The 24,756-nt window shown below is 38.9% G+C and carries 22 protein-coding genes; 18 read left to right on the forward strand and 4 right to left on the reverse strand.

All coding sequences use genetic code 11. The features are described from left to right. The first annotated feature begins 49 nt into the window (after nt 1-49). The 13 genes from ABIB40_RS03565 to ABIB40_RS03625 all read left to right on the forward strand — a co-directional run bounded on the left by ABIB40_RS03565 (nt 50) and on the right by ABIB40_RS03625 (nt 9,516). On the forward strand, nt 50-1,108 hold the full coding sequence (locus ABIB40_RS03565) for a COX15/CtaA family protein (RefSeq protein WP_354356043.1): 1,059 nt from the start codon (nt 50-52) through the stop codon (nt 1,106-1,108). 12 nt (nt 1,109-1,120) lie between these two features. Next, the gene (cyoE, locus tag ABIB40_RS03570) at nt 1,121-2,029 is read left to right on the forward strand and encodes a heme o synthase (protein ID WP_354356045.1); all 909 of its coding nucleotides are present in this window, start codon (nt 1,121-1,123) and stop codon (nt 2,027-2,029) included. Between the two features lie 15 nt (nt 2,030-2,044). Continuing rightward, nucleotides 2,045-2,611, forward strand: coding sequence for a cytochrome c oxidase subunit 3 (locus tag ABIB40_RS03575; RefSeq protein ID WP_354356047.1), 567 nt, complete (start codon nt 2,045-2,047; stop codon nt 2,609-2,611). A 31-nt stretch (nt 2,612-2,642) separates the two neighbouring features. Next, entirely contained in the window at nt 2,643-3,350 is a 708-nt protein-coding gene (locus tag ABIB40_RS03580; protein WP_354356049.1) for a cytochrome c oxidase subunit 3, read from the forward strand. A gap of 23 nt (nt 3,351-3,373) precedes the next feature. Next, the gene (locus tag ABIB40_RS03585) at nt 3,374-3,730 is read left to right on the forward strand and encodes a cytochrome C oxidase subunit IV family protein (protein ID WP_354356051.1); all 357 of its coding nucleotides are present in this window, start codon (nt 3,374-3,376) and stop codon (nt 3,728-3,730) included. Between the two features lie 35 nt (nt 3,731-3,765). After that, complete coding sequence (locus tag ABIB40_RS03590; RefSeq protein WP_354356053.1) at nt 3,766-4,428, forward strand: SCO family protein; 663 nt, start codon at nt 3,766-3,768, stop codon at nt 4,426-4,428. Between the two features lie 19 nt (nt 4,429-4,447). Further along, complete coding sequence (locus ABIB40_RS03595) at nt 4,448-4,978, forward strand: DUF420 domain-containing protein (protein ID WP_354356055.1); 531 nt, start codon at nt 4,448-4,450, stop codon at nt 4,976-4,978. Between the two features lie 82 nt (nt 4,979-5,060). Beyond that, on the forward strand, nt 5,061-5,333 hold the full coding sequence (locus tag ABIB40_RS03600; protein ID WP_354356057.1) for a CAMCR motif-containing small membrane protein: 273 nt from the start codon (nt 5,061-5,063) through the stop codon (nt 5,331-5,333). Beyond that, a complete protein-coding gene (locus ABIB40_RS03605) occupies nt 5,333-5,749 on the forward strand; it encodes a DUF983 domain-containing protein (protein WP_354356059.1) in 417 nt (138 codons plus the stop codon). Before ABIB40_RS03600 ends, ABIB40_RS03605 begins: the two co-directional genes overlap by 1 nt. A 98-nt stretch (nt 5,750-5,847) precedes the next feature. After that, entirely contained in the window at nt 5,848-6,510 is a 663-nt protein-coding gene (locus ABIB40_RS03610) for a DUF2461 domain-containing protein (RefSeq protein WP_354356061.1), read from the forward strand. Between the two features lie 41 nt (nt 6,511-6,551). Then, nucleotides 6,552-7,391: an OmpA family protein gene (locus tag ABIB40_RS03615; RefSeq protein WP_354356063.1), complete on the forward strand. Its 840-nt coding sequence runs from the start codon at nt 6,552-6,554 to the stop codon at nt 7,389-7,391. A gap of 32 nt (nt 7,392-7,423) precedes the next feature. Next, on the forward strand, nt 7,424-8,035 hold the full coding sequence (locus tag ABIB40_RS03620; protein ID WP_354356065.1) for a SprT-like domain-containing protein: 612 nt from the start codon (nt 7,424-7,426) through the stop codon (nt 8,033-8,035). 497 nt (nt 8,036-8,532) lie between these two features. Beyond that, a complete protein-coding gene (locus ABIB40_RS03625) occupies nt 8,533-9,516 on the forward strand; it encodes a ComF family protein (protein WP_354356067.1) in 984 nt (327 codons plus the stop codon). Nucleotides 9,517-9,597: 81 nt separating this feature from the next. On the opposite strand, the gene ade is transcribed toward ABIB40_RS03625, so the two are convergent. From ade to ABIB40_RS03645, 4 genes are read right to left on the reverse strand one after another with little or no spacing between them, the layout of a single operon-like run. After that, nucleotides 9,598-11,241 carry an adenine deaminase gene (ade, locus tag ABIB40_RS03630; protein ID WP_354356069.1) on the reverse strand — a complete coding sequence of 548 codons (1,644 nt, stop codon included), beginning with the start codon at nt 11,239-11,241 and terminating at the stop codon, nt 9,598-9,600. Between the two features lie 42 nt (nt 11,242-11,283). Continuing rightward, nucleotides 11,284-13,260, reverse strand: coding sequence for an alpha-ketoacid dehydrogenase subunit alpha/beta (locus tag ABIB40_RS03635; RefSeq protein ID WP_354356071.1), 1,977 nt, complete (start codon nt 13,258-13,260; stop codon nt 11,284-11,286). Between the two features lie 17 nt (nt 13,261-13,277). Further along, complete coding sequence (locus ABIB40_RS03640; RefSeq protein WP_354356073.1) at nt 13,278-15,095, reverse strand: serine hydrolase domain-containing protein; 1,818 nt, start codon at nt 15,093-15,095, stop codon at nt 13,278-13,280. After that, a complete protein-coding gene (locus ABIB40_RS03645) occupies nt 15,082-16,716 on the reverse strand; it encodes an amidohydrolase (RefSeq protein WP_354356075.1) in 1,635 nt (544 codons plus the stop codon). The genes ABIB40_RS03640 and ABIB40_RS03645 overlap by 14 nt, the downstream gene beginning before the upstream one ends. 593 nt (nt 16,717-17,309) lie before the next feature. Between ABIB40_RS03645 and mutL the strand changes: the two genes are divergently transcribed. From mutL to ABIB40_RS03670, 5 genes are all read left to right on the forward strand, one after another. Beyond that, entirely contained in the window at nt 17,310-19,148 is a 1,839-nt protein-coding gene (gene mutL, locus ABIB40_RS03650) for a DNA mismatch repair endonuclease MutL (protein ID WP_354356077.1), read from the forward strand. Between the two features lie 45 nt (nt 19,149-19,193). Beyond that, a complete protein-coding gene (locus tag ABIB40_RS03655; RefSeq protein WP_354356079.1) occupies nt 19,194-19,928 on the forward strand; it encodes a rhomboid family intramembrane serine protease in 735 nt (244 codons plus the stop codon). Then, on the forward strand, nt 19,921-20,781 hold the full coding sequence (locus ABIB40_RS03660) for a rhomboid family intramembrane serine protease (RefSeq protein ID WP_354356081.1): 861 nt from the start codon (nt 19,921-19,923) through the stop codon (nt 20,779-20,781). The genes ABIB40_RS03655 and ABIB40_RS03660 overlap by 8 nt, the downstream gene beginning before the upstream one ends. Then, nucleotides 20,781-21,884: an endonuclease/exonuclease/phosphatase family protein gene (locus tag ABIB40_RS03665; protein WP_354356083.1), complete on the forward strand. Its 1,104-nt coding sequence runs from the start codon at nt 20,781-20,783 to the stop codon at nt 21,882-21,884. Before ABIB40_RS03660 ends, ABIB40_RS03665 begins: the two co-directional genes overlap by 1 nt. 143 nt (nt 21,885-22,027) lie before the next feature. Next, on the forward strand, nt 22,028-24,754 hold the full coding sequence (locus ABIB40_RS03670) for a carboxypeptidase regulatory-like domain-containing protein (protein ID WP_354356085.1): 2,727 nt from the start codon (nt 22,028-22,030) through the stop codon (nt 24,752-24,754). Nucleotides 24,755-24,756: the final 2 nt, after the last annotated feature.

Consider the following 24,756-nt stretch of genomic DNA (forward strand, 5'->3'; position numbering starts at 1 on the left):
ACCTGGTTAAGATCGAATAAGCCAGATACCCTTTTCACTACAGAATGATATGATCAGCAGATCAGAAAAACGTTTTATTAGAATCAACTTTATTGCCATAATCATTACGTTATTGGTCATAGTGGCCGGAGGGGTGGTAAGAAGCACGGGTTCGGGCATGGGTTGTCCTGATTGGCCAAAATGCTTTGGCAATTATATCCCGCCTACAAACGTTTCTCAGTTACCTGCAAATTATCAAGAAAGGTATGTTGCGCAACGACTTAAGAAAAATGAGAAATTTGCAAAATATTTAGATAAATACGGCAAACACGATCTCGCAAAGAAAATAAGAGAAGATAAAAGCATTACGCAGCCCGAAGAATTTAATGCAGCCTACACTTGGACTGAATATATAAATCGGCTTATTGGGATGCTTACCGGCCTTGCTATAGTATTAACAGCCGTCTGTTCTTTTACTTATAGAAAGAGCGCTAAAAGAATTGTGGTGTTAAGCGTCTTAAACGTGGCGCTGGTAGGTTATCAAGCTTGGCTTGGGTCTATTGTAGTTTCCACCAATTTAACCCAATGGATTGTTACGGTGCACATGTTATTGGCCTTGGTAATTTTGTCTATAAACATATATACTTATAGCTACGCGAAGCAATTGCACAAGCAAAAGTCGGTAATTATGTACCGCATTGCTTGGTTAAAGGGTTTTTTGCTGTTTGCATTGGGCTTGAGTATTTTGCAAATTATTTTGGGCACAGAGGTGAGAGAGGAAATTGATGTGGTTTCTAAAGCCTTATTAGATATACATCGGGGATCGTGGGTAGAGCAGGTTGGCAAAGTTTTTCATTACCATAGAAATTTGGCATTGCTGGTTATCGTTGCCAACGGAATTATTTATAAAATGGTGATTGATCGTTTTAGTGGAAAAGCAGCACCATTACTTGCTGCAAAGGGTATTTTAATTTTATTGGCCATACAAATTTTAAGTGGTGTAATGTTGGCATACCTAGGGTTGCCTCCTATTGCACAAGTAATACATTTAACGTTTTCTATGATGCTTTTTTCATTGGAATTTTACTTGTACCTCTTGGTAGAGAACACCGAGACGTACAAACATTAACGACTAAATTAATTGAAACGGATTTTTTCAGACTTTTCAAAACTTATTAAATTTAGACTAACGTTCCTGGTAGTTTTTTCTGCGTCGATTTCTTTTTTAATCGGACAGAAAATGCAGATAGGGCGTGGTCATATCCAAACTATAGACTGGGGTAATTGGGTTATATTAATTGTTGGAGGTTTTTTGGTTACTGCGTCTGCAAATTGTTTTAATGAAATTATCGAAAAAGATTTAGATAAGCTGATGTCTCGTACAAAAGACAGACCAATGCCTGCTGGGAGAATGACTACTGGGCAGGGTTTGGTTTTAGGTTTGCTAATGGCTTTTTTGGGCACCTGGTTGTTAGGGAAACTTAATTTAGAGACAGGCCTTTTATCGGTTTTTTCTATTTTATTATACGCCTTTTTGTACACACCTTTAAAAGCAAAATCCCCAATAGCCGTTTTTGTGGGAGCCATTCCTGGCGCATTACCCACGTTAATTGGATATTTGGCAGCTTTTGGTAGTTTAAGGGCAGATATGTTTTTAGATATCGATTATAAAATAGCCATTATACTATTTTCCATTCAGTTTGTATGGCAGTTCCCGCATTTCTGGGCAATTGCTTGGGTGTTAGATGATGATTATAAAAAAGCAGGTTTTAGATTGTTGCCGACTAAAAAGAGGGATGTTGCATCCGCTGCTTTTACTTTTATATCTACGTTGATATTAATACCTGTTAGCCTGCTCCCAACCTTTTATCATTTTGGCGGCTATTACGTTGCAGGAGTGTCAATTGTGGCTGGGGTTGCTTTCAGCTATTTTGCCTTCGTTATGTTGCGCACATTAGAGCTTAAGGCCGCCAGAAGGGTAATGTTTTGCTCCTTTATTTATTTGCCAGTAGTGCAGCTGGCGTTATTGTTTGATTTTATTGCAAAGTAATTTATGATATCTGCTATGGCTACTTTTCAAGATTCTTTTGATCCCAGACCCAAAAAGTTTATCGTTTGGTTGTTTGTGGTTACTTCTACCATTATGTTTGGTGGGTTTACAAGCTATTACTTGGTTTTTGCTGCATCGAAAGGTAAAGGCCACGGGTTAGTTTTGCCCGATGCGTTTATTTACAGCACCATGATCATCATTGCCAGCAGTATTACCTTGGTATTTGCGTCAAAGGCTTTAAAAAAGCTAAACTTTAAGCTTCAGCGCACGCTGTTATGGGCCACGGCTATTTTAGCTGTGGTGTTTGGGGTAATGCAGTTCGATGCTTGGGGAAGTATGGTAAGAACTGGAGCCACATTGGTAGGCAACAATGCTGCAATTTCTTTTATCTATGTGGTTTCTGGAATCCACCTTCTACATATTTTGGCAGGTGTTGGACTGATAAGTAACGCACTGATTGGTAGTTATAGAAAAATATCGCTACCAAAAAACACTTACAGAATGGAGATTGCATCGATTTTCTGGCATTTTATAGATATATTGTGGATATATCTTTATGTTTTTTTACTTTTGAATCGTTAAACTTGTCAACAAATCATTATACTATTTCCAAATGAATACAGTATCACAATTAGATCAAATTAAAACCGGGCCTTGGAGTGGCGGGCACTCGCCATGGAAAGTAGAGTACGGCAAAATCATGATGTGGTTTTTCCTTCTGTCTGATGCTTTTACCTTTTCTTCCCTTTTGATTTATTACGGCGCTCAGAGATTTACCAAATTTACCTGGCCTGCTCCAGATAAGGTTTTCGAATCTATTCCATTTGTAACAGAGCATGGTACGCCACTTGTTTTTGTGGGCATTATGACGTTTATTCTGATCTTGAGTTCTGTAACTATGGTTATGGCTGTTGAGGCCGGGCACAGAAGGTCAAAAAAAGAAGTGATTTGGTGGATGGTGGCAACTATTATTGGCGGATTAATGTTTTTAGGATGCCAAGCCCTAGAATGGACACACTTATTTCAAGATGGTTTTGGATGGGGACACATTCCGCCAGCAGAAAAATTGCAAGAGTTTTTTAACGGTCCAGTTTCTTTGGTTGCAGGTCAACAGTTTGCAAACTTATTCTTTACCATCACAGGATTTCACGGTTTTCACGTATTTACAGGGGTAGTTATCAATATCATCATCTTAATTATGACGATTAATGGTACTTTCGAAAGAAAAGGACATTATTTAATGGTAGAAAAGGTTGGTTTATATTGGCACTTTGTAGATTTAGTTTGGGTATTTGTGTTTACCTTTTTCTATCTAGTTTAATTTTAATCTCTAAGAAAAATATTATGTCAGATCATCATACAGAAGTGGTAGAGGGAACAGAACACCACGCCGAAGGAGGTTTATCCAAGAAAAAAATATGGCAGGTTGCTGGCCTATTAGCGCTAGTTACAGGAATTGAGTTTATTATTGCTCTTTGGGCAATACCTAATGGGCATTTATCACAACACGTAGGAAACTACTTATACATCGTGCTAACACTGGTAAAGGCGTTTTATATTGTTGGGTACTTTATGCACTTAAAATTCGAAAAGCTAGGCTTACAACTTGTACTTTCACTTTCCTTTATACTTATAGCGTATTTTATTGTTTTAATGTTAATAGAAGGAAGTCATTTACATACCCACATGTTTGTTAATTGATGGGTAAAGGTTTAGTCAAAAAGATCCTAATCCTGGTGTGCATATTAGCCATACCAGGATTTTTGTTTTCTTATTTTTTGCCACATTACGCCAAAAACAGGTATAAAAAATTACCTATTTTTGGTAAAAAGGAAGTTGCGGCCACTTTTCATACCAAGCATGGCCAAAAGATACCCGACACTATTTATCATAATGTTAGCGATTTTAAGTACATAGATCAAAAGGGCGATTCAGTTAGCTGGAATAATTTTAGAGATAAAATTGTAATTCTTAACCTTTTTTATACACAAGCGCCAAGCAGAGCGGTTAGCAACAACATTAGAGAGTTAGCAGACGGCTACAAGAAAAACAGCCTAATTAATTTTTTAAGTTTATCTGTTGACCCCAATGATGATGCATCTACTTTAAAATCGTTTGCAAAACAAATGAACGCAAAACAAAATCATTGGGATCTTTTGTCTGGAGATACTGCACAGGTTTATCCTTTTGTAAGAAATGAATTAAACCTAGATATGGTGTATCAGAAAGAAGGTGGAAAACAAACCTTTATTTATGGAAACCAAGTAGTACTGCTCGATACAGATAGAAGAATTAGAGGTTATTATGAAGCCACAAACCCACAAGCCTTGGCTAAGTTAGATGACGAAATTAAGGTGTTGGTTGCGGAGTATCTGAGGAACCTGAACGACGGCCGATAAAAAAACTAATTTAAGAAAGATGGAAGAGCAGCAATTAGAAAAAAAATACAGCAAATGGATTGTTTTTCTATCTATTCTTATTCCCGTAGCGGTTGCTGCCCTGTTTGTGGTAAAGATTCCAAACGCAAAGCCACTTTACTTTTTGCCACCCATTTATGCCACTATAAACGGAATTACGGCCATATTGTTAATTGCCGCAGTTTTTTCAATTAAAAATGGCAATGTTAATTTACATCAAAACTTAATGAAGACGGCTATTGGTTGCTCGATCATTTTCCTGCTCATGTACATCACTTACCACATGACCACACCGAGTACCAAATTTGGAGGATCTGGAGATATTAGACCTGTTTATTTTTTTATACTGATAACGCACATTATATTGTCTATTGTAACCATTCCATTGGTACTTATTACCTTTGTAAGGGCTTTGGCAAAAAGGTTTGATAAACATAAGAAGATTGCCAGAATAGCGTTTCCAATTTGGCTATATGTTGCTGTAACCGGTGTAATTGTTTACTTAATGATTTCTCCTTATTATCCGCACTAAGCATTGGCCTTGCATTAAACCGTAGATTTTTATGACACAATTGTTAAGCGCGTAGAAACCTTATTTCTCTATATTTGTGTTGATGAAAAAAATATTGTTTTGCTGCTTCTTGGCGCTCGGCCCAATCTTTCTTTTTGTGCAAAATACGTATGCCCAGTGTGCCATGTGCGCCATAAATGCCGAAGAGGGTGTTAAAAATGGTAACACGCAAGGCCTTGGTTTAAATTCGGGCATTATGTACCTACTCTTTATTCCCTACTTTTTGGTGTTGGTAGTTGGGATAATATGGTATAAGAAATACCGTAAAAAAGTCGTTCATCTCAACATGAAAAACGAGCAAATCAATCTGAACTGATGATGGCCGAAAAAACCTCTAAACTTTATGCAATTGTTCACTCAAAATGTCCATACTGTAGAAGGGGAGATGTTTTTACCGGTACTATGTACGGCTTTAACATTCAACGTACCAAAGAGTTTTGTGGCCATTGCGGTAAGCGGATAGAGATTGAGCCCGGTTATTTTTATGCTGCAATGTATGTAAGCTACGGCATGAATGTTGCCGAAATGATCGCGGTAAGTATACTTGTGTATCTTTTTGTTGGCGGCCTTTCCGACGATAATTTTTTATATTATTTAGTTTCCATTTTTGGTGCTTGTTTTCTTTTATATCCTTTTAATTATAGATATTCCATAATGCTATTGCTGCATGTACTGTCGCCAAACATCAAATACAAACCACATTATGATACAGAAGTTTTAGATAGAAGTTAAGTGTTTGATTTGCTCAGCTTTCCATTTGCAAGTAGCGCTCAAACCCATAGCTTTCCAAAAACAACATCATAATTTAATCAAACCTATAAACATCAGCCATGCTGAAAAAAGAAACCTTAAATTTTATAGAGGCTGTTGCTGCTAACAATAACAGAGAATGGTTTGCCGAAAACAAATACCTTTACGAAGAGGCGAAGATTGATGTACTTCAACTCGCTGCTGAGTTGATTCCTAAATTGGCCAAAGTAGATCCAATGATTTCTGCAGACAGTGATCCGAAAAAAAGCTTAATGCGGATCTATCGCGATGTTCGGTTTAGCAAAAATAAAGATCCTTACAAAACCAATTTCGGTATATGGTTTTCTGCAAACGGAAAAGGGGGAAACGAGCCGGGGTATTATTTAAATATTGCGCCGGGAGCATCTTTTTTAGCAGGTGGTTATTGGATGCCCGATACCGCACACTTAAAATTAATTAGACAAGAAATAGACTATAACGCTACTGGTTTTAAGGAAATTATTGATAACCCATCGTTTAAAGAACAATTTTTTTTAAATGGCAACAACGCGTTAAAAAAAGCGCCAAAAGGCTACAATCCCGAAGATCCAAATATAGAACTGTTGAAATTAAAAAGTTTTGAAGTGCTCACAAAACTAGCCGATGAAGAGTTTTTTAAGGCCACCATCGTTAATAAGTTGATAAGTTCTTATCAAAAAATACAACCTTTAGTCGCATTTTTGCGAGAGGCCGTAAAACCATAGATACGACACTGTACATTATTTATCCCATTCACTTATTTTTAATGAAAAATTTAATTTCTGTTTTTGCTTTGTTTCTGTTTGTTACCGCAATGAGTTCTTGCGTGGTCATGTCTCCAAAAAAATATAAAGCCCTATTGGGTTCAAAAGATTCCTTGTACACCGCTTACAACGAAGGTTTGGTCAAAATTGAGGATATGGAAAAGGAAGCTTCTAAGCTAAAAAAAGATACCAGCATGATGGCCGATGAGTTGAGAAGTTTGCAGGGAAATTACAACTCCATGAGCAACGATTATAAAAAGACGAAGGCTAATTCTTCATCTGAAATTGATAAGCTCTCTGGCGATTTAGCGGCAAGAGAAAAGCGATTAAAAGAAGTAGAAGATGTGCTTAGAAAGCGTGATGAAGCCACAAACGCCTTAAAAGAAAAGCTTAACCAAGCTTTGCTTGGATTTACAAAAAGCGGGCTGACGGTCGATATCAGAAATGGGAAGGTTTACGTATCACTTATGGATAAGTTGTTGTTTCCATCGGGAAGTATCATTATCGATGAAAAAGGTAAACAAGCGTTAACGCAATTGGCAGGTGTTTTAAAACAACAACCAGAAATTAACATTGCCGTAGAAGGCCATACCGATAACCAAAAAATTAACAACCTTGGGCAGATTAAAGACAATTGGGATTTAAGCGTTTTGCGGGCAACTTCTGTAGTTCGTTACCTTACAAGTAAGGAAAGTGTAGACGGAATTAGAATGACCGCTACCGGAAAAGGAGAGTTTCAACCGTTGGATAGTAACGCAACGCCAGCCGGAAGAAGCAAAAATAGGCGCATTGAGATTGTGCTTTCGCCAAAATTAGATGAGCTTTATAATTTAATTAAATAATTTTTCGCTTCCGCGGATAAAACCATTTCGCTTTGGAAAAAACAGCGCTGTTAGCAAAATATATGCCTCCAAATGCGGCGCCAATTATTGCTAAATGGGTAGATTATTTTCAGTGCGAATTTAAAATTTCTAAAACACGCAGCACTAAGCTTGGAGATTATAGACATCCTTGCGGCGATAAAGGGCACAGAATTTCTGTGAATTATAATTTAAACCAATTTTCTTTTTTGGTTACCACCGTGCACGAGTTTGCACATTTACTTACTTGGAACGAGCATAAAAACAAGGTTAAACCTCATGGCTTAGAATGGAAGAATAATTTCAAAAAAATGATGAGTCCGATATTTGGCTTACAAATTTTTCCACCCGATGTACATCAAGCCATAAATAGATACATGACCAATCCTGCGGCCTCTAGTTGTGGCGATTTGCATTTGGCCAGAACGCTAAAAGCTTATGATGTGCTTAAAGACGATGTGCTTCATTTAGAGCAATTGCCAAAAGACGCCGTGTTTAAAATTAAAGACGGCCGCAGATTTGCCAAAGGCGAACAATTACGGAAACGCTACCGTTGTTTGTGTTTAGATGATAAAAGGTTGTTTCTGTTCAATCCCTTGGCAGAAGTTTTTTTAGTGGAAGGTTAAGGTCTATTAAAATAAGGAACAAAGAGCAAGGATAAAAGACTGAGCGGAAAGCGAAAAAAGAGATAGAAGGGTGGAAGCCACAAGGTTCAGAGTATCAGAAAACACAAAGACTAAAGCGAAAACATCCCTCGGTCGTGCGATCGTGCCTGCGTGGAAGATTTCTCCTATCGTCGAAATTACGAGCTAATGCGTTATATTAACTTGCTCGAAATACCACCGGATCTTTACCTTGAATATAGTAAAAGGTCTCACTCGCTGGCGAAAGCATGCTGCTTGCGATTGTTATAGAAATTGACACACACGAAACGCGTGCGCCAGCCTTGGGCTTATAGAAAGTGCTGGAGGAGTTTTATTTAGCATCCCCAGATTAGCATCGGATAAAAAATATTCGCGGATATTTTTATTTTTTACTTTACTATTGATAGTAAATAGTAAAGTATAATTTAGTTGAATTTTTAGTATATTTGGTTGTAAATTCTTAATCGTAAAGAGTTAATATGACGGTTGCGCAGAAAGTTGTTAAATTTCTTGAAGAAAAAGGAGATTTATCAGTAAAGGAATTGGTTGATTTAACGGATGCTTCAAAACAGGCCATTCATTTATCTATCAATCAACTATTAGAAAACAATACGGTTGTTAAATTCGGTAGAGTCCCAAAAACAATTTATCGCTTGGTGGATAAAAAGATTGTCGATAAGCCAAGTTTTCAAATTGAAGACCAAACAAAAGTTCAGTATCTGACTGAAAATTTTTTAATGATTACGGAGATTGGTAAGGTTTTATTGGGGGCGGAAGCTTTTATGAGGTGGTGCTTTCAAAGAAAATTACCATTTGAGAAAACAATTGATGAATTTATTAAAACTAGGGAAAAATATGAAAGTTATTATGATGAATTAGGTATAATCAGCGGAAAAACAAAATTGATAAATACTAAAGGTTACGATAAAATTTATCTGGACGAAGTTTTTTATCTTGACTTTTACGCCATAGAGCGGTTTGGCAAAACTAAACTTGGAACTATTCTACATTATGCTAAACAAGGCCAAAATAAGTTTTTAATGAAGATGCTTTTAAAAGAGTTACGATCAAAGATTGACGCGCTTTTAGAAAGAGAAGATTTTGATGCGGTTGCTTTTGTACCGCCAACCATAAGAAGAGAGCTTCAATTGATGAAATATTTGGAAACACATCTTAAAATAAATCTACCAAAAATTAACATTCAAAAAATATCTGGCATAATTCCCGTCCCACAGAAATCATTGCATAAACTGGAAGAACGAATTACGAATGCGAAGAATACTTTCGCAGTAAGCGAAAATATTAAATACAACCACGTACTATTATTGGACGATGCGGTTGGGAGTGGTTCAACGTTAAATCAAATAGCCGAGAAATTAAAAAGAAAAGATATTGCACAAAAGATAACAGGGTTGGCCATTGTTGGCAGCTTTAAAGGTTTTGATGTGGTAACAGATGTTTAACTTAATATAGTGTTTGCCTTATAGGCAGAGAACTCTCAAAGCTCTTTCTGGATTTGAAGATTGAAAGTGATATGGTTAATTTCAAAGCTGGCCAACAAACTCAAACTTATCGCCATCAAACAAACCCTTATCGCTTAATTTTAAGCTAGGAATTACCAGCAAAGCCATAAAAGAGAGCGTCATAAAAGGGGCGAAGAGTTTAGATCCCATACTTTTTGCCATTAAATCTATCGAGGTATAAGCTCTGGCAACCTCGTAACCATCGGAATTGCTCATTAGGCCGGCTACAGGGAGTGGAAGAACTTCTTCGTCTGTCCCGTTAATTGCGCAAATACCTCCTTTATGTTTAATAATTAAGTTTACAGCGCGGCAAATACTTTCATCATCAACTCCTACAGCAATAGTGTTATGACTATCGTGTGCAACGCTACTTGCCAAGGCGCCAGTTTTTAAACCGAAGTTTTTAACAAAGGCTGTTGCTGTTGGCGCATCGAAATACCTATTGATCACCACCATTTTTAAAACGTCGTTTTCAATATCGCTTATAATCTCGTCATCAAAAATTTTAGGAACCAAGTTTAACCGGTTGGTAATGAGCTGCTCGTCTAGCGCCTCTATAACTGCAATGGTTTCTTCGCCAGAAAACGGATATTTAAAATCTTTTAGCTGTTTCTCTTCGCAGCTGAAGTTGTTGATTGGTTCCGTTGGAGACGTAGCCTTTTCAAAACCTACGGCTTTCCCATTCTCCGCAACCAACTTTCCATCGAGGAAAGTTTTCATCACCTCGAAATCAGTTAAGTTTTTTACCAAGGTAAAATCTGCAGGATTGCCAACTTCCAATTTTCCAACTTTTAAATCATAATGTAAAATAGGGTTGAGGCACGCTGCCCGAAGCACGTTAAAAACATCTGCGCCTTTTGCAACTGCCCGTTTACACAATAGATTGATATGTCCTAAAACTAAAGAATCTGGATGTTTATCGTCGCTACAAAACATTATCTTTTCGGGCCAAGAATCAATTAAACCAATTAGCGCTTCGAAATTTTTCGCTGCAGAACCTTCTCTAATCAAAATGTGCATGCCACGTTTAAGTTTCTCTAGCGCCTCAGCTTCTGTAAAACATTCATGGTCGGTAGATATGCCCGCATCGATATATTTTTGCAATGCCTCGCCGCGTAATCCCGGCGCATGGCCATCAATGGGTTTGCCTAGCTTTTTGGCGATGGCTATTTTTTTTAGAACTTCCCGGTCATCATTTAAAACACCGGGGAAATTCATCATTTCCGTGAGGTATACAATCTCCGGCCTCGCTAAAAGTTCTTCAATTTCAACAGAAGTGATTTCTGCGCCAGCGGTTTCAAAAGCGGTAGCGGGAACGCAGCTTGGCGCACCAAAGTAAAATTTAAACGGCGTTTTGTTGCCATCAGCAATCATAAAATCTACACCAGCCACGCCACACACATTTGCAATTTCATGCGGATCGCTTACCGTAGCAACCGTTCCATGCACCACAGCCAATTTTGCAAACTCGGTAGGAATTAACATGCTGCTTTCTATATGCACATGGCTATCTATAAATCCCGGAATAATAAAAGGCGCATCGGTTTTCTGCTCGGCAATTTTATTAATCGCAGCTACTTTTCCATCCGCTATTGTTAATGCTGCATAGAAGATTTTTCTACCTAAAATATCAACGAAATTCCCTTCAATTTTAAAATTATTCATGCTTACGTGTTGCTTTTTTCTGTCGGCTTTTGCCAGCGATGTTTAAAATTTAATTAATTTTTCAATCTGCTTTTCCAACCTTGCATTTGCCAAAAAGTTTTCTTCTAATGCTTTATTCATCGGAATTGGCGTGTCTAAACTTGCGCAACGCATTACTGGAGCATCCAAAAAAGCGAAACAATATTCGCCAATCCAAGCGGCTATCTCTGCTCCAAAACCGCTCGATAACGTGTCTTCATGCAATATCAGTACCCTGCCGGTAGCTTTGGCGCTTTCGGTTACCGCATTTTTATCCCAAGGTTGCAGCGTGCGCAAATCAATTAGCCGCATCCCGCAAAGCGGATGGTTGGTTAAATAATCTAAAGCCCAATGCACGCCCAGACCATAAGTAATAATGGTAAATGTTTTTCCCTCGGTAAGTAGAGCAGCCTTGCCAATTTCGGTGGTGTAATAACCTTCGGGCACATTCCCAGTTAAGCTGCGATATAGGAATTTGTGCTCAAAAAATAAAACTGGATTAGGATCTTCTATCGCGGCCAACAGGAGTCCTTTTGCATCGTTTGGGAAAGCCGGATAGACGATTTTTAAGCCGGGAGTTTTGGTAAACCAAGCTTCGTTGCTTTGAGAATGGAAAGGGCCAGCGCCGGTACCAGCACCAGTTGGCATCCTGATAACTACGTCTGCTTTTTCGCCCCAGCGATAATGACTTTTGGCCAAATTGTTTATTATTTGATTAAAAGCTACCGTTACAAAATCTGCAAACTGCATTTCTACGACGCTTTTAAATCCGTTTATGGACAGACCCAAAGCGGCTCCAACTACCGCCGATTCGCAAATAGGCGTGTTTCTTACTCTTTCTTTGCCAAATTTATGCACAAATCCTTCGGTAATTTTAAAGGCGCCACCATATTCTGCAATGTCCTGACCCATTAAAATTAAGTTGGCGTGCTGCTGCATGGCCAAATCTAATCCTTCGGTTATGGCATCTAAATATCTTTTTTCTTTAGAGAAAATTCCAGGCTCAACCACTTGTTGTCGGTATGGAAAATAGACGTCCTGTTCTTCTTGTTTTGTATTTACAACAGGTTCTGGTTCTAAAAAGGCTGCTTCAACTTCTGATGAAATCTCTTTTTTAAAAGCGTTTCTTAAATCCTCAACCTCATTGGGAGTTAATATTCCTTGCTCAATAAGATAATTTTCGAAATTGCTTAACGGATCTTTCTCTGCCCAGTCGGTAAGCAATGCTGTGGGAACATATTTAGTGCCCGATGCTTCTTCATGGCCGCGCATTCTGAAAGTGAGACACTCTAATAAAACAGGTCGAGGGTTTTTACGAATATCATCTGCCACTTTTAAAACAGTATCATAAACTTCCAGTACATTATTTCCATCAATTTGAATGCCCTCTATACCGTATCCAAGCGCTCTATCTACCAAGTTTTTACAATGGTATTGTTCATTGGTTGGCGTAGAAAGGCCGTAACCATTGGTTTCAATCAAGAAAATAACTGGTAAATTCCAAACAGAAGCAAGATTCAACGCTTCATGAAAATCGCCTTCGCTGGTGGCGCCCTCGCCAGTAAAAACTAAGGTTGCTTTAGTTGCTTTGCTAAGTTTATCGGCTAAAGCTATACCATCTGCAACAGCCATTTGCGGACCGAGATGAGAAATCATTCCAATAATGTGATGCGCTTGTGTGCCAAAATGAAATGATCGATCTCGCCCTTTGGTAAAACCAGTTGCCTTTCCTTGCCACTGCGCCATCAATTTTTTTAATAGAATATCTCTCGTGGTAAAAACTCCTAAGTTGCGGTGCATGGGTAAAATGTATTCATCGGCTTGCATAGCAAAGGTACTGCCAACTGCAATTGCTTCTTGCCCTATGCCCGAAAACCATTTTCCAATTCTTCCCTGGCGCAACAGGATGAGCATTTTTTCTTCTACCAACCTCGGATGCAGCAACTTTTTATAAAGTTCTAGTAAGAATTCATTGGTGTGCTGTTGGCGGTTGAATTCCATTGGTGGTTAGTGTTAAATTATTTATCGCCCAAGTCTATTGCTCGGTTAATTACATCCTGTATCCTTGGCCGTATGTTCAGTTTGCCCAATTGCTCACTTACCGTTGGGTTTACCCTGTTCGATAGGAAAATGTACACCAATCCTCGCGCTGGATCTACCCAAACGGCGATTCCTGTGTAACCCGTATGGCCAAAGGTTTGAGAGGAAGCAAGTGCAGATGGATATTTTTTTGCAGGATCTGGATCTTTTCTGTCAAAACCCAGCCCTCTACGGCTAACTTTCGATTGGTTCGAAGTAAACATGGTTACCGTTTCTGGTTTAAAATATTGGGTGCCGCCGTAGCTGCCCTTGTTAAGCAACATTTGGTAATAAATGGCCAAATCGTTGCTGCTTGCAAAAAGACCTGCATGCCCGGCAACTCCACCCGCTAGCGCCGCTCCTTGATCGTGCACGTAGCCAACCAACAACGTTTTTCTAAAATAAGTATCGTTTTCTGTAGGGATGATTTGATCTTTACTGAATCGGTTTCTTGGTAAATAGCCCGCGGTTTGCATACCCAAGGGTTTATAGAAATTCGTCAGCACGTAATCGTTCAAAGGCGTTTCGCTAAGGTGTTCTACAATGTCTTTCATTACATACATGCTCAAATCGCTATAAACATATTTTCCGCGGGTTCTTATTGGCGAGTTGAGCATTTTGGGCCACATAAAATCGCTAAAAAAGCCTTTTTTTATGTAATAGTTATCTGCCACTTTGGTTGGAAAAGCAGCAGAAGAATCGCGGCTATAATCGCCTGTTTTTACATAATCTTGAAAAGGGATGTAGGGAATAAATCCTGCCTGGTGCAACATTACCTCTTTTACCCGAATGTCGTTCATTGGCGTTGGGCGCGCCAGCGGAATATAAGCGCCAATGTTGGTGTCAAGTTTTAGCTTATCTTCGTCATATAAGCGCATTACCGCAGGCGTGGTAGCGGTAACTTTGGTAACCGAGGCCAAATCAAAAATATCGGTAACCTTATCTGGCATGCCATCATCGTAGGTGTGTGTGCCGTAGGCCTTGTTAAAAATCACTTTTCCGTCTTTGGCAACCAATACCACCAAGCCGGGGGTGGCTTTTTTTCTTATGGCTTCTGCGGCAATGCCGTCTATCTCTTTTAAATTATTAGAATTTACGCCCGCATCTTCTGGCACTGTATATTTTAAACGGATAACTTTTGTGTTAAATCCCGATCCTTTTAAATATTTGCCCGAGTAGGTGGTGCTTAGTTTATTGCCGGCCGCAATACCACCAAAAATATATTGCGGGGAAAGCGCAGCGGCTTCTGCATTGTTTTGTGCAGACCAAACAATCGGTGCCTGTAGATTATCAAAGGATTTTAAGTCATTTCCATTTCCAAAAAAAGCCACCACCACTTGCTTGGCTTTACTAATACTTAAAATAAAATTGATGTATTTGGCGTCTCTCACATGCTCATTGTCGATAGAAATTAAGATGAAGTTGAAAAATTTTAAATCTTCTTCTAGTTTATGCAGATTTTCACTTTCTTTATAGTCGTTGGCACTAAACGAGGTAACCTTATCGTATTTATTCGCTAAGCTATCAAACACAGTTGCATAATTATACCCTAAGCTAACCGATGCAATCGTTTTTTTTGCCAGTCCCACAACTGGTACAATCGAATCGTGGTTATTTAGCAATACTGTACTTTTTGTAATGGAATTGATAACATCTAACTTTTTTTGATTGTCTTTGTGATCTTGGGCGCAAGCTGCTAAACACAACAGGCAAAAAAAACTTGCAATACTTGTAACTATTAATCTATTTCGCTTCATATACTTTTTCCCCGTTCAGGTATGTTTTTAATACGTTCGTTTTTAATAAGGTCGATTGGTTAGTACGGAGCAAATCTTGATCCAGCATCACAAAATCTGCAAATTTTCCTACTTCTAAACTGCCTTTTTCTTTTTCCTCGAAGTTTGCTTTTGCCGCCCAAATGGTCATTCCTTTTAAGGCTTCTATCCGTGTTATGGCATTCTCTATTTGAAATCCGGCGGGCGGAAAGCCCTTTGCATCTTTCCTAACTGTGGCAGCATAAAAAGTTTTTATTGGGCTTATATCTTCTACCGGGAAGTCCGTTCCCAAAGGCATCCAACCATTTTGGTTGAGCAATTGTTTGTACGCATACGCATTTTTTATGCGGTTTTCCCCTAATCTTTCGCCAGCCCAGTACATGTCTGAGGTTGCGTGCGTTGGTTGTACAGATGGGATAATGTTAGCCTTAGCAAACAAAATAAAATCTTGGGGATCTATTACTTGGGCATGTTCAATGCGCCAGCGTCTATCGTTTTTGCCCTTTAGTACTTTGTTGTAAATCTTTAAAATTACCCGGTTTGCAGAATCGCCAATGGCATGTGTACACATTTGGAAAGAGCTTTTGGCGAGTCTTTTTGCTATTTCTTCAAAATGTTTTTGGCTGCTTAGCAAAAATCCGGTTTCGTTAGGTTTATCAGTATAAGGTTGCAATAAGCAAGCGCCTCTAGATCCTAATGCACCATCGGCGTAGACCTTAAAACTACTTACATTTAGCAGGTTTGTTTTAATAGGGCCGCGCCTAAAAAGGTAGTCGTAATTGGTTTTTTTATCAGATAGCATTACGAATAGCCGCATTTTAAGCTTTTTTTCTTTCTGTAGTTTTTCTATAAATTCTACATATTGGTAATCTAATCCGCAATCGTCTACAGTGGTAAGGCCAACCGAGAAACAGTTTTTTTGGGCGTCGAGGAATATTTTCTCAGCAGAAACAGCGTCGGGAATAGGGATTTTCTGCGCAACTAGCCCCACGGCATTGTCTATCAGAACCCCGGTAAGTTTTCCATTAATGGCTTGCATATCGCCACCAGAAATCTTTTTCGGTATTTTTAAACCTGCGAGGGCTAAAGCAGTTTGGTTTGCAATGGCTGCATGTCCGTCAACCCTGCTTAAAAAAACAGGCCGGTTTGGAAAGGCATCATTAAGTTTATCATTTGTCGGAAAATCTTTGTTGTCCCAATCGTTCTGGTCCCAGCCATTGCCAATTAGCCAACCTTCGGAATGGGTTTTAGCGAAAGTTTTAAGTCGGTCGATCACTTCTTGCCAGGATTTTGTGTCGCGTAAATCGGCCATTTGCAAATGTTGACCGTATTCAAAAAAATGGGCATGGGCATCTATAAAACCCGGATATACAGGTTTTCCACCTGCATCAATCTTATCGGCGGCCTTGTAATTGCTAAGAATCTCATCCGTTTTTCCGAGGGCTAATATCCTGCCTTGCTTAACCGCAAAGGCTTCTACAGTATCGAAATTATTGTTTACGGTATAAACCTTGGCATTGTAAACAATTAGATCTGCCTGTTTCTTTTTGCTGCATCCCAAAAGCGATACTGCCAAAAATAAAAGAGACCAAAAAATTTTCACGTGTTTAAGTTAGGTAGCCAAATATATAAAATCCATTTAAAATTGTAACAATTTTGAGGAGGAGCTAAAATCGATAAAGGAAATGGAACAGATTGCAGAAACATGGTCGTGTTATATTTTTGGGCGTGTCCCAAGCTGCGCAAGGGTCGGGCTAACGCTCCAGATCCTCGCTTCCCGAATCAAAATCGGGACAGGCCATCCTCGCTGTGGGTTTTCCGCTCATATTCCTCACGCAAGCGTAGGAAGTAAAAACCACCCGGAAACCCTTATTGAAAAAAGTAGGAGAGGTTGAGCGCCCTAAAAAGTCGGCGGTTAGACTTTTCGTGCCTCACAGAAAGTGCGTGACCGTAGTCTCGGCTATCTTTATGGGATGCTCGGGAGGCCACTAACTTAAAACGTATTACTTACAACGTAGCACTTTTTGCAGTTCCGCTCTCAGCCCTCCACCTTCTCGCTTTCTACCTTTTTAGTCTCCCTATAGAATTCGCCTTTTTTACCAGATTTCAAAACGTCATTTACTTGTTGAGTTTTAAAGAAAACCTTATTTGTACGCTATTTTTGCATAATTTAGCAAATTACTATTGCCCGTTTACATGACAGATATTATCCACTTATTGCCCGATGCCGTTGCCAACCAAATTGCTGCTGGGGAGGTTGTTCAAAGACCTGCCTCTGCCGTAAAAGAATTGTTGGAAAACGCTATCGATGCCGGTGCCGATAAAATTCAGTTGGTGGTAAAAGATGCAGGTAAAGCCCTCATTCAGGTGATAGACAATGGCTGCGGAATGAGCGTTACCGATGCCCGCATGTGTTTTGAACGCCACGCCACCTCGAAAGTTAAAAAAGCAGAAGATTTATTTGCCATTCGTACCATGGGTTTTAGAGGCGAGGCTATGGCTTCTATTGCCGCAATTGCGCAAGTAGAAATGAAAACCCGCAGGCACGAAGATGAAATTGGTAGTTGTTTAACCATAGAAGGTGCTCAAGTAATAAATCAAGAGCCGGTTGCAACCACCGCTGGAACGCAGATAGCTGTAAAGAATCTGTTTTTTAACACACCCGCGAGAAGGAATTTTTTGAGGAGCAATCCCGTAGAAATGCGGCACATTATTGATGAATTTCAACGTGTAGCGCTCGCCCACCCACATGTTTTTTTTACGTTAGACCACGACAGTGTAGAGATTTTTAACCTCCCGAAAGGTAATTTGAAACAACGGATTGTGCATCTCTTTGGTAAAAACTATAATGAGCGGCTGGTGCCGGTAGAAGAGGAAACAACCATCATCAACCTAAAGGGATACATTGGCAAGCCAGCATTTGCAAAGAAAACCCGTGGCGAACAGTTTTTTTTTGTAAACAACCGCTTTATAAAAGATCCTTACCTAAACCATGCGGTTGCTTCTGCTTTTTTTGATTTACTGCCCGAAGATAGCTATCCTTTATATGTACTGTTTATAGAAATAGACCCTTCAAAGGTTGATGTAAATGTACATCCCACCAAAACAGAGATTAAATACCTCGACGAAAAATCTATTTATGCCATTTTAAAATCGGCGGTAAAACGATCAATAGGCAGGTATAATATTGCGCCAAGTTTAGATTTTGATCAAGAAACTGGTTTTAATGGAATGATTACCCAAAAAGCTGTAGAAGATATTGTGCCGCCTACCATAAACTTTAATCCAAGCTTTAATCCGTTTGGCACGAGTCAAAAGACATCTGAAAAAGAAATCCCATTTTTGCGTAACCAACACTCAAAGCCCAGTATAGAAAATTGGGGCTCGCTGTATGAGATTTCTACGATGCCGGCAGTAGAGCAAACTTCTTTTTACACAGAAAGCGAAGACCTTACAACGCAGAACAAGCACTACATGCAGGTTCATAATAGGTATATTGTTTCCCAGATAAAATCTGGTTTAATGGTTATAGACCAGCAGCTGGCGCACGAGCGCATACTTTATGATCGCTTTCTTCGGCATTTAGATGATAGAAAGGGGGCTTCCCAGCAAAGCTTGTTTCCTCAAACAGTAACCCTAAGTGCAAACGATTTCGAACTGGTTAAAAGCCTGTTAGATGACATAAGAAGCTTGGGTTTTGATGTAAGAGAATTTGGGACCAATACCTTGGTTATAGAAGGGATCCCAGTAGATTTGGGCGGAAGCAGTTTTAATGAAACCCAGTTGTTTGAGCAACTTATAGAAGGTTTTAAAAACTCTCAGCAAACGCTAAAGCTGAGCAAGCGCGACGGTTTAGCTAGAAGTCTTGCCAAAAACAGTGGTATTAAAGCTGGGTTAGCCTTGGCCCAATCAGAAATGAATACGCTCATAGACGAGCTTTTTGCTTGTAAAGTACCGAACTTTACAGCTAGTGGTAAAACAATTGTGCAAACTATAACGTTGGCAGAGTTGGATAAAAAATTTGATAAAAATTAGCTTAATCGGTTAATTTAACGGCTTACAAAAAAGATAGAAAAATTAATGAACAACATACACATCCCGCCGGTAATTAAGAACCTCTTAATCATTAACGTGCTTTTTTACCTGGTAACCATGTACTTTAACGCTCAGGGAACTCCACTTGCCTTTTCGCTCGGCGCATTTTATTTCGATTCGCAGTTTTTTAGGGCATGGCAACCCATAACCTATATGTTTATGCATGGTGGTTTGGCACATATTTTCTTTAACATGTTTGCCTTGTACATGTTTGGCTCGGTACTAGAAGTAAAATGGGGAACTAAAAAATTCATCATCTTTTATTTGATTACGGGTTTAGGCGCCCTTGCTTTACAGATGGCTGTTCAAGCTTTTGAAGCGCACCAAATTACAGGCTCTATTACCAACTTGGTTAACATAGACTTTATTAAGGGAACGGTAGAAGCCAACGTACCCGGAATTACGCAAGCTCAGCTTGGAAAGTTGGCAGATATTTATGGTACGCCAATGATCGGCGCATCTGGCGCCATATTTGGCTTATTGGTTGCTTTTGGCATGCTTTATCCTAATGCAGAGTTGTTTATTTTATTTATTCCCGTGCCGGTAAAGGCAAAATATATCATTCCCATATACATATTATTTGAGTTGTTTTTAGGGGTTGGGCAATTTGCTGGCGATTCTGTTGCCCACTATGCCCACTTGGGTGGCGCATTAATTGGATTTATCCTCGTTAAAGTTTGGAAAGATAAAGACGACACATTTTACACGCTTTATGAATAATAACAATATTTTAAAAGACCTAAAGTACAAGGTATTTAATTCGGGCAATCCACTTTATTTTTATATCGGAGTAAATACTCTTGTGTTTTTAGTTGTAGGAATTGCTTCGCTTGCCCTGTTTTTAAGTGGCAGCCATTTTAACATGAGCGCCTTGGTAAGAGAATGGTTTGGCCTTCCTGCCGCGCTAGGCAAATTGCCAGAGCGGTTTTACACGATTTTTACTTACATGGTTTTTCATGATGGTATTTTCCATTTGTTATTTAATATGCTAGGCCTTTATTGGTTTGGACAAATATTCTTAAACTTTGCCAAAAGCCGACAGTTTCATTTTATTTACCTAGTTGGCGGATTGGCAGGTGCGGTGTTTTACATTATTGGACTAAATGTTTTTCCAGTTTTTGCCAATAGCGTTTATGGCGCTACGGTAATTGGTTCTTCGGCAGCTGTAATGGCCATTGTTATGGCGGCGGCAACGCTAATGCCCGATTATACGCTCTTTATGATGTTTTTGGGGCCAGTAAAGATAAAGTACTTGGCTTTGGGGTTTTTGGTGTTAGATGTTTTGGGCATTGCCAGTACGAATGCCGGGGGCAGCTTTGCCCATATTGGTGGTGCGCTATTTGGATTTTTTTACATCAAAAGCCTGCAAAAAGGCAGCGATTGGAGTAAAATTTTAGAGCGGAAACCCAAGTTAAAAGTGGTAAAAAACGATAGACCAATTGTAAAGAAGCGCCCTGTAAATGAAGTGTCGCAAAAGGAAATAGATGCCATTCTCGATAAAATATCTACTTCTGGATATGATAAACTTACGGCAAACGAAAAGGAACAGCTTTTTAAAGCAAGCAAGAATTGATGGCAAAAAGGAAATATAGTTTTTTCGACAAGTTTTTGTTGCCAATAGCTATCGTGTTTGCAATATCATTGGTTATGGGAATTTTTGCCGGAGTGGTAGATCCAAGGAAGTTGCCTATGATTGCATTTTTTGGGCTCGCATATCCTTACGTGCTGGTTATAAATTTAATAGTTATTGCTTGGTGGATCATTAGCAAAAAATACACCTTTGCAATACTAACCTTAACCATCATAATCCTCGGATATAGACCATTAAGGGCTACATTCTCTTTTTCGGGCGATGAGGGAAGTGCACAGAAACCCGAGAACAGCATTAGGTTAATGACTTACAATGTTCATAATTTTCAGCCATTCGACGATAAGAAAACAGAATCGGCAAAGGAAAAGATGTTACAAGTTGTAAAAGACCAAAATCCAGATGTGGTTTGTTTTCAGGAGTTTTATACAAGGTTTAAGGGGAAGTTTGATATTATAGATAGCCTGAAAAAGCAGTTGGATATAAAAAATGTATATTTTGTAAAGAGTACAAAAAATGAATATGAGGCAAATGGACTGGCCATTTTTTCAAGATTTCCAATTGTTGCACAGGGAGAAATTCCTTTTTTAAATGGCTTAAAGGGGAATATGTGCATTTATACGGACCTAAATGTAAGCGGTAAAATACTACGTGTATACAATGTTCATTTCCAATCTATTTCTTTTCAGCCGCAAGATTATGAGTATCTAAATCAAGTAAAGGATATGGATACCAAAGTTAGACCCATTAAGCGCATTTTGCGGATGTTGAAAAGAGCCTTTGAAAAGCGAAGCGGTCAGGTAGATATTATGAAAAGCGAAATGGCGAGTTGCAAAACACCTTATCTTATAGCTGGCGATTTTAACGATACACCTGCTTCTTACGTGGTTACTCAAATTACCAAAGGTTTAAATAGTGCTTTTGTTAAAAAAGGGATTGGCTTGGGGAAAACGTATAATGGGAAATTTCCAAATTTTCAGATCGATTATATCGCCACATCTAAAGATTTGCAAGTGTTGAATTACAACATTACAGAAGCAAAACTTTCAGATCATTTTCCCGTAAGGAGCGATTTAAGATTTAAGTAAGCTATATATCTAGCCTGTTCCTTTAATAAGCTAGCGTTATTTACCAAGAGAATTTTTGTAAAAAAATGTTAAAGCGCAGAACATGTTAGGTGTAAAATTTTTAATTGGATATATTTACCACATCGAGATTTAAAACTATCTAAATGAATTCCTTCAAAAGGTCGAGTATATTGTTTTTCGTACTATGGGCGGCTTGTTTTAGTGCTAAAGCACAAACCGATACCCTTAGCGTCAATACCATTATCAATAAAACAGGTAAATATTTATCAACCTACCCAGAGGAGAAAATTTATTTGCACTTCGATAAGCCTTATTATGCTGTGGCCGACACGGTTTGGTTTAAGGCTTACGTTACCGAAAACTTAAATCTGCTGTCTAAAATTAGCAAGATTGTCTATGTAGATGTTATCAACCAGAAAGATTCGTTGATACAAACCGTAAAATTACCATTGGTAGATGGTATGGCAGACGGAAATTTTCCGCTTGATCAGATAAATTATGCCCAAGGTAATTATCACGTTAGGGCATATACCAAGTGGATGTTGAACTTTGAAAACCCTGCGTTTTTTAATAAGACTTTTTACATTGGCGAAACGATAGATAAAGAATTGAAGACCCACATTACCTACAAAAATACTTCTACCGATAAGCAACAACAGATAAGTGCGCGCATTCAGTTTAAAGATACAAATGATAAGCCTTACGCCAATAAGGCTGTAACGTGGCAAGCGGTAACCACTTATACTATAGTTGATAAGGGTAGAGGAACAACAGATGCCAACGGGTATTTAACAATTTCGATGAGTGCAGACCAAGATGCGGAATATCAGCTTAAAAATGGAAATTTAAATACAAGTCTAAAAATTAGCGACATCAGCGTGGCGAATAGCAGTTTTAAGCTAAAGAATGCCATTGTTAGCGAAGACATCCAGTTTTTTCCGGAGGGTGGTGTCCTTGTAGCCGATATTCCCAACAAAGTTGCCTTTAAATCGATTAAAAGCGATGGGCTAGGAGTCGATGCGAAAGGTTCTGTTGTAGACGAAAGTGCAAAGCAAGTAACCACATTTACCACCCAACATTTGGGAATGGGCAGTTTTGAGTTTACGCCCGAAGCCGGGAAAACGTATTCGGCTAAAGTTACCTTTTCAGGTGGAAGCACAAAAACGGTAAAATTACCAACAGTATCTGCAGAGGGCAGCGTACTTCATATTGATAATTCAAATCCGGATCATTTGGTGGTTAAGATCTCATCAAACAAATCTTTTCTAGATAAAAATAAGGGGAAAAAAGTCTATCTCATCGCACGTTCTAAAGGCGTTATTTGCTACGGCGCACAAACATCGTTGGCAGAACCAGTGTACAACACAACTATTCCGAAAATTAAGTTTCCGCGAGGTATTGCGCAGTTTACCTTGTTTTCTGAAGATGGAAAGCCGGTAAGTGAACGTATCGTTTTTGTAGATCATAAAAATACACTTGCATTAAATATTTCTACTCCCTTAACAAGTTATGGAGCAAAAAAGAAGGTTAAAGTAAATATTGTGGCTAAAAATGATACCGCTACCGTTAAGGGAAATTTTTCTGTTGCAGTAGTCGACGAAACTAAAGTGCCGTATAACGATGATCGCGAAGCGACAATATTGAGTACATTTTTACTTACCAGCGATGTTAAGGGGTATATAGAACAACCGAATTATTATTTCGATAAGCCAGATGAAAAAAAGGTTGAAAATCTAGATTTACTGTTGCTTACACAAGGATACAGAAGTTTTAATTATAGTGATATTTTGGCAGATAGAGTTCCAGAAATTGCTTTTTTTCCAGAGCAGGGAATCGAGGTCTCTGGTGTGTTGAGAATGGCCAATGGTATCCCGGTTAGAAAAGGCCAATTACTGCTAACCATTCCCGATAAGCGGTACAGGCAAGAGCTTACCACAGATCCGGTGGGTAATTTTAAGTTTTCTAACCTTGTTTTAAATGATACCTCGAAGGTAACCATATCTGCTAAGTACAACCCCAGTTACCAAAACATGGTGCTAACTTTAAAGGGAAATGCGTACCCCAATGTAGGTCGTAATTTTAATGGGCCAGATGAAGTGTTGAATATAGACAGCACCTTAACTACCTATTTAAACAACAGTAAAAAGCAATATGGTTACTTGCACACGTTAAAAGATGTAACGGTGCGTGCTTCGGCAAAACCTAAGCCAAGCCATAAAGACTACTCTGCCTTAAGCGGCCTTAGCCAACTGGCTGATCATGAAATAAATGGCGAAAGCTTAAAGGGTTGCAACGTATTAATTAATTGCTTGCAAGGCATGCTGCCTGGCGTAACTTTTGTAGACAATAATTTTTACATCACTAGAGACTACAACGCTGGGAACCGTACGCCTATGGGTATTTTTTATAACGGTTTCTTTGTTGATGTGAGCTCTTTGGGCTCCGCGTCTGGCGACAATATATCTTCTGTAGAGGTATTTTTAAAGGACGACCTTGGTACTGTAAACCGGATAAATAACATTAACGGTGTTATTGTAATCAATCAAAAGGAAAAGCCAAAAGGCCAGCGAATTACCAAAGCGCAGTTGTTGGATATGCTCCCAAAAAACTATCAGTTAACCTTTTCGCCACAAGGATATGATAAATCGCGTACCTTTTATGTGCCGCGATATGATGTGCCTGCAAACTTAAACCGTAATGATTTGAGAACAACCGTTTATTGGAATCCTAGCGTGGTGACAGATGCTGCAGGAAAAGCAAGTTTTGAGTTTTACAATGCCGACGGAAAAGGAAAATATAAAGTGGTGGTAGAAGGTATAGACGATAATGGCGATGTTGCCCGTGGTGTTTATAGGTATATTGTGAAGTAGAT

This window comes from Pedobacter sp. UYP30, assembly GCF_040547165.1.
Taxonomy (GTDB): domain Bacteria; phylum Bacteroidota; class Bacteroidia; order Sphingobacteriales; family Sphingobacteriaceae; genus Pedobacter.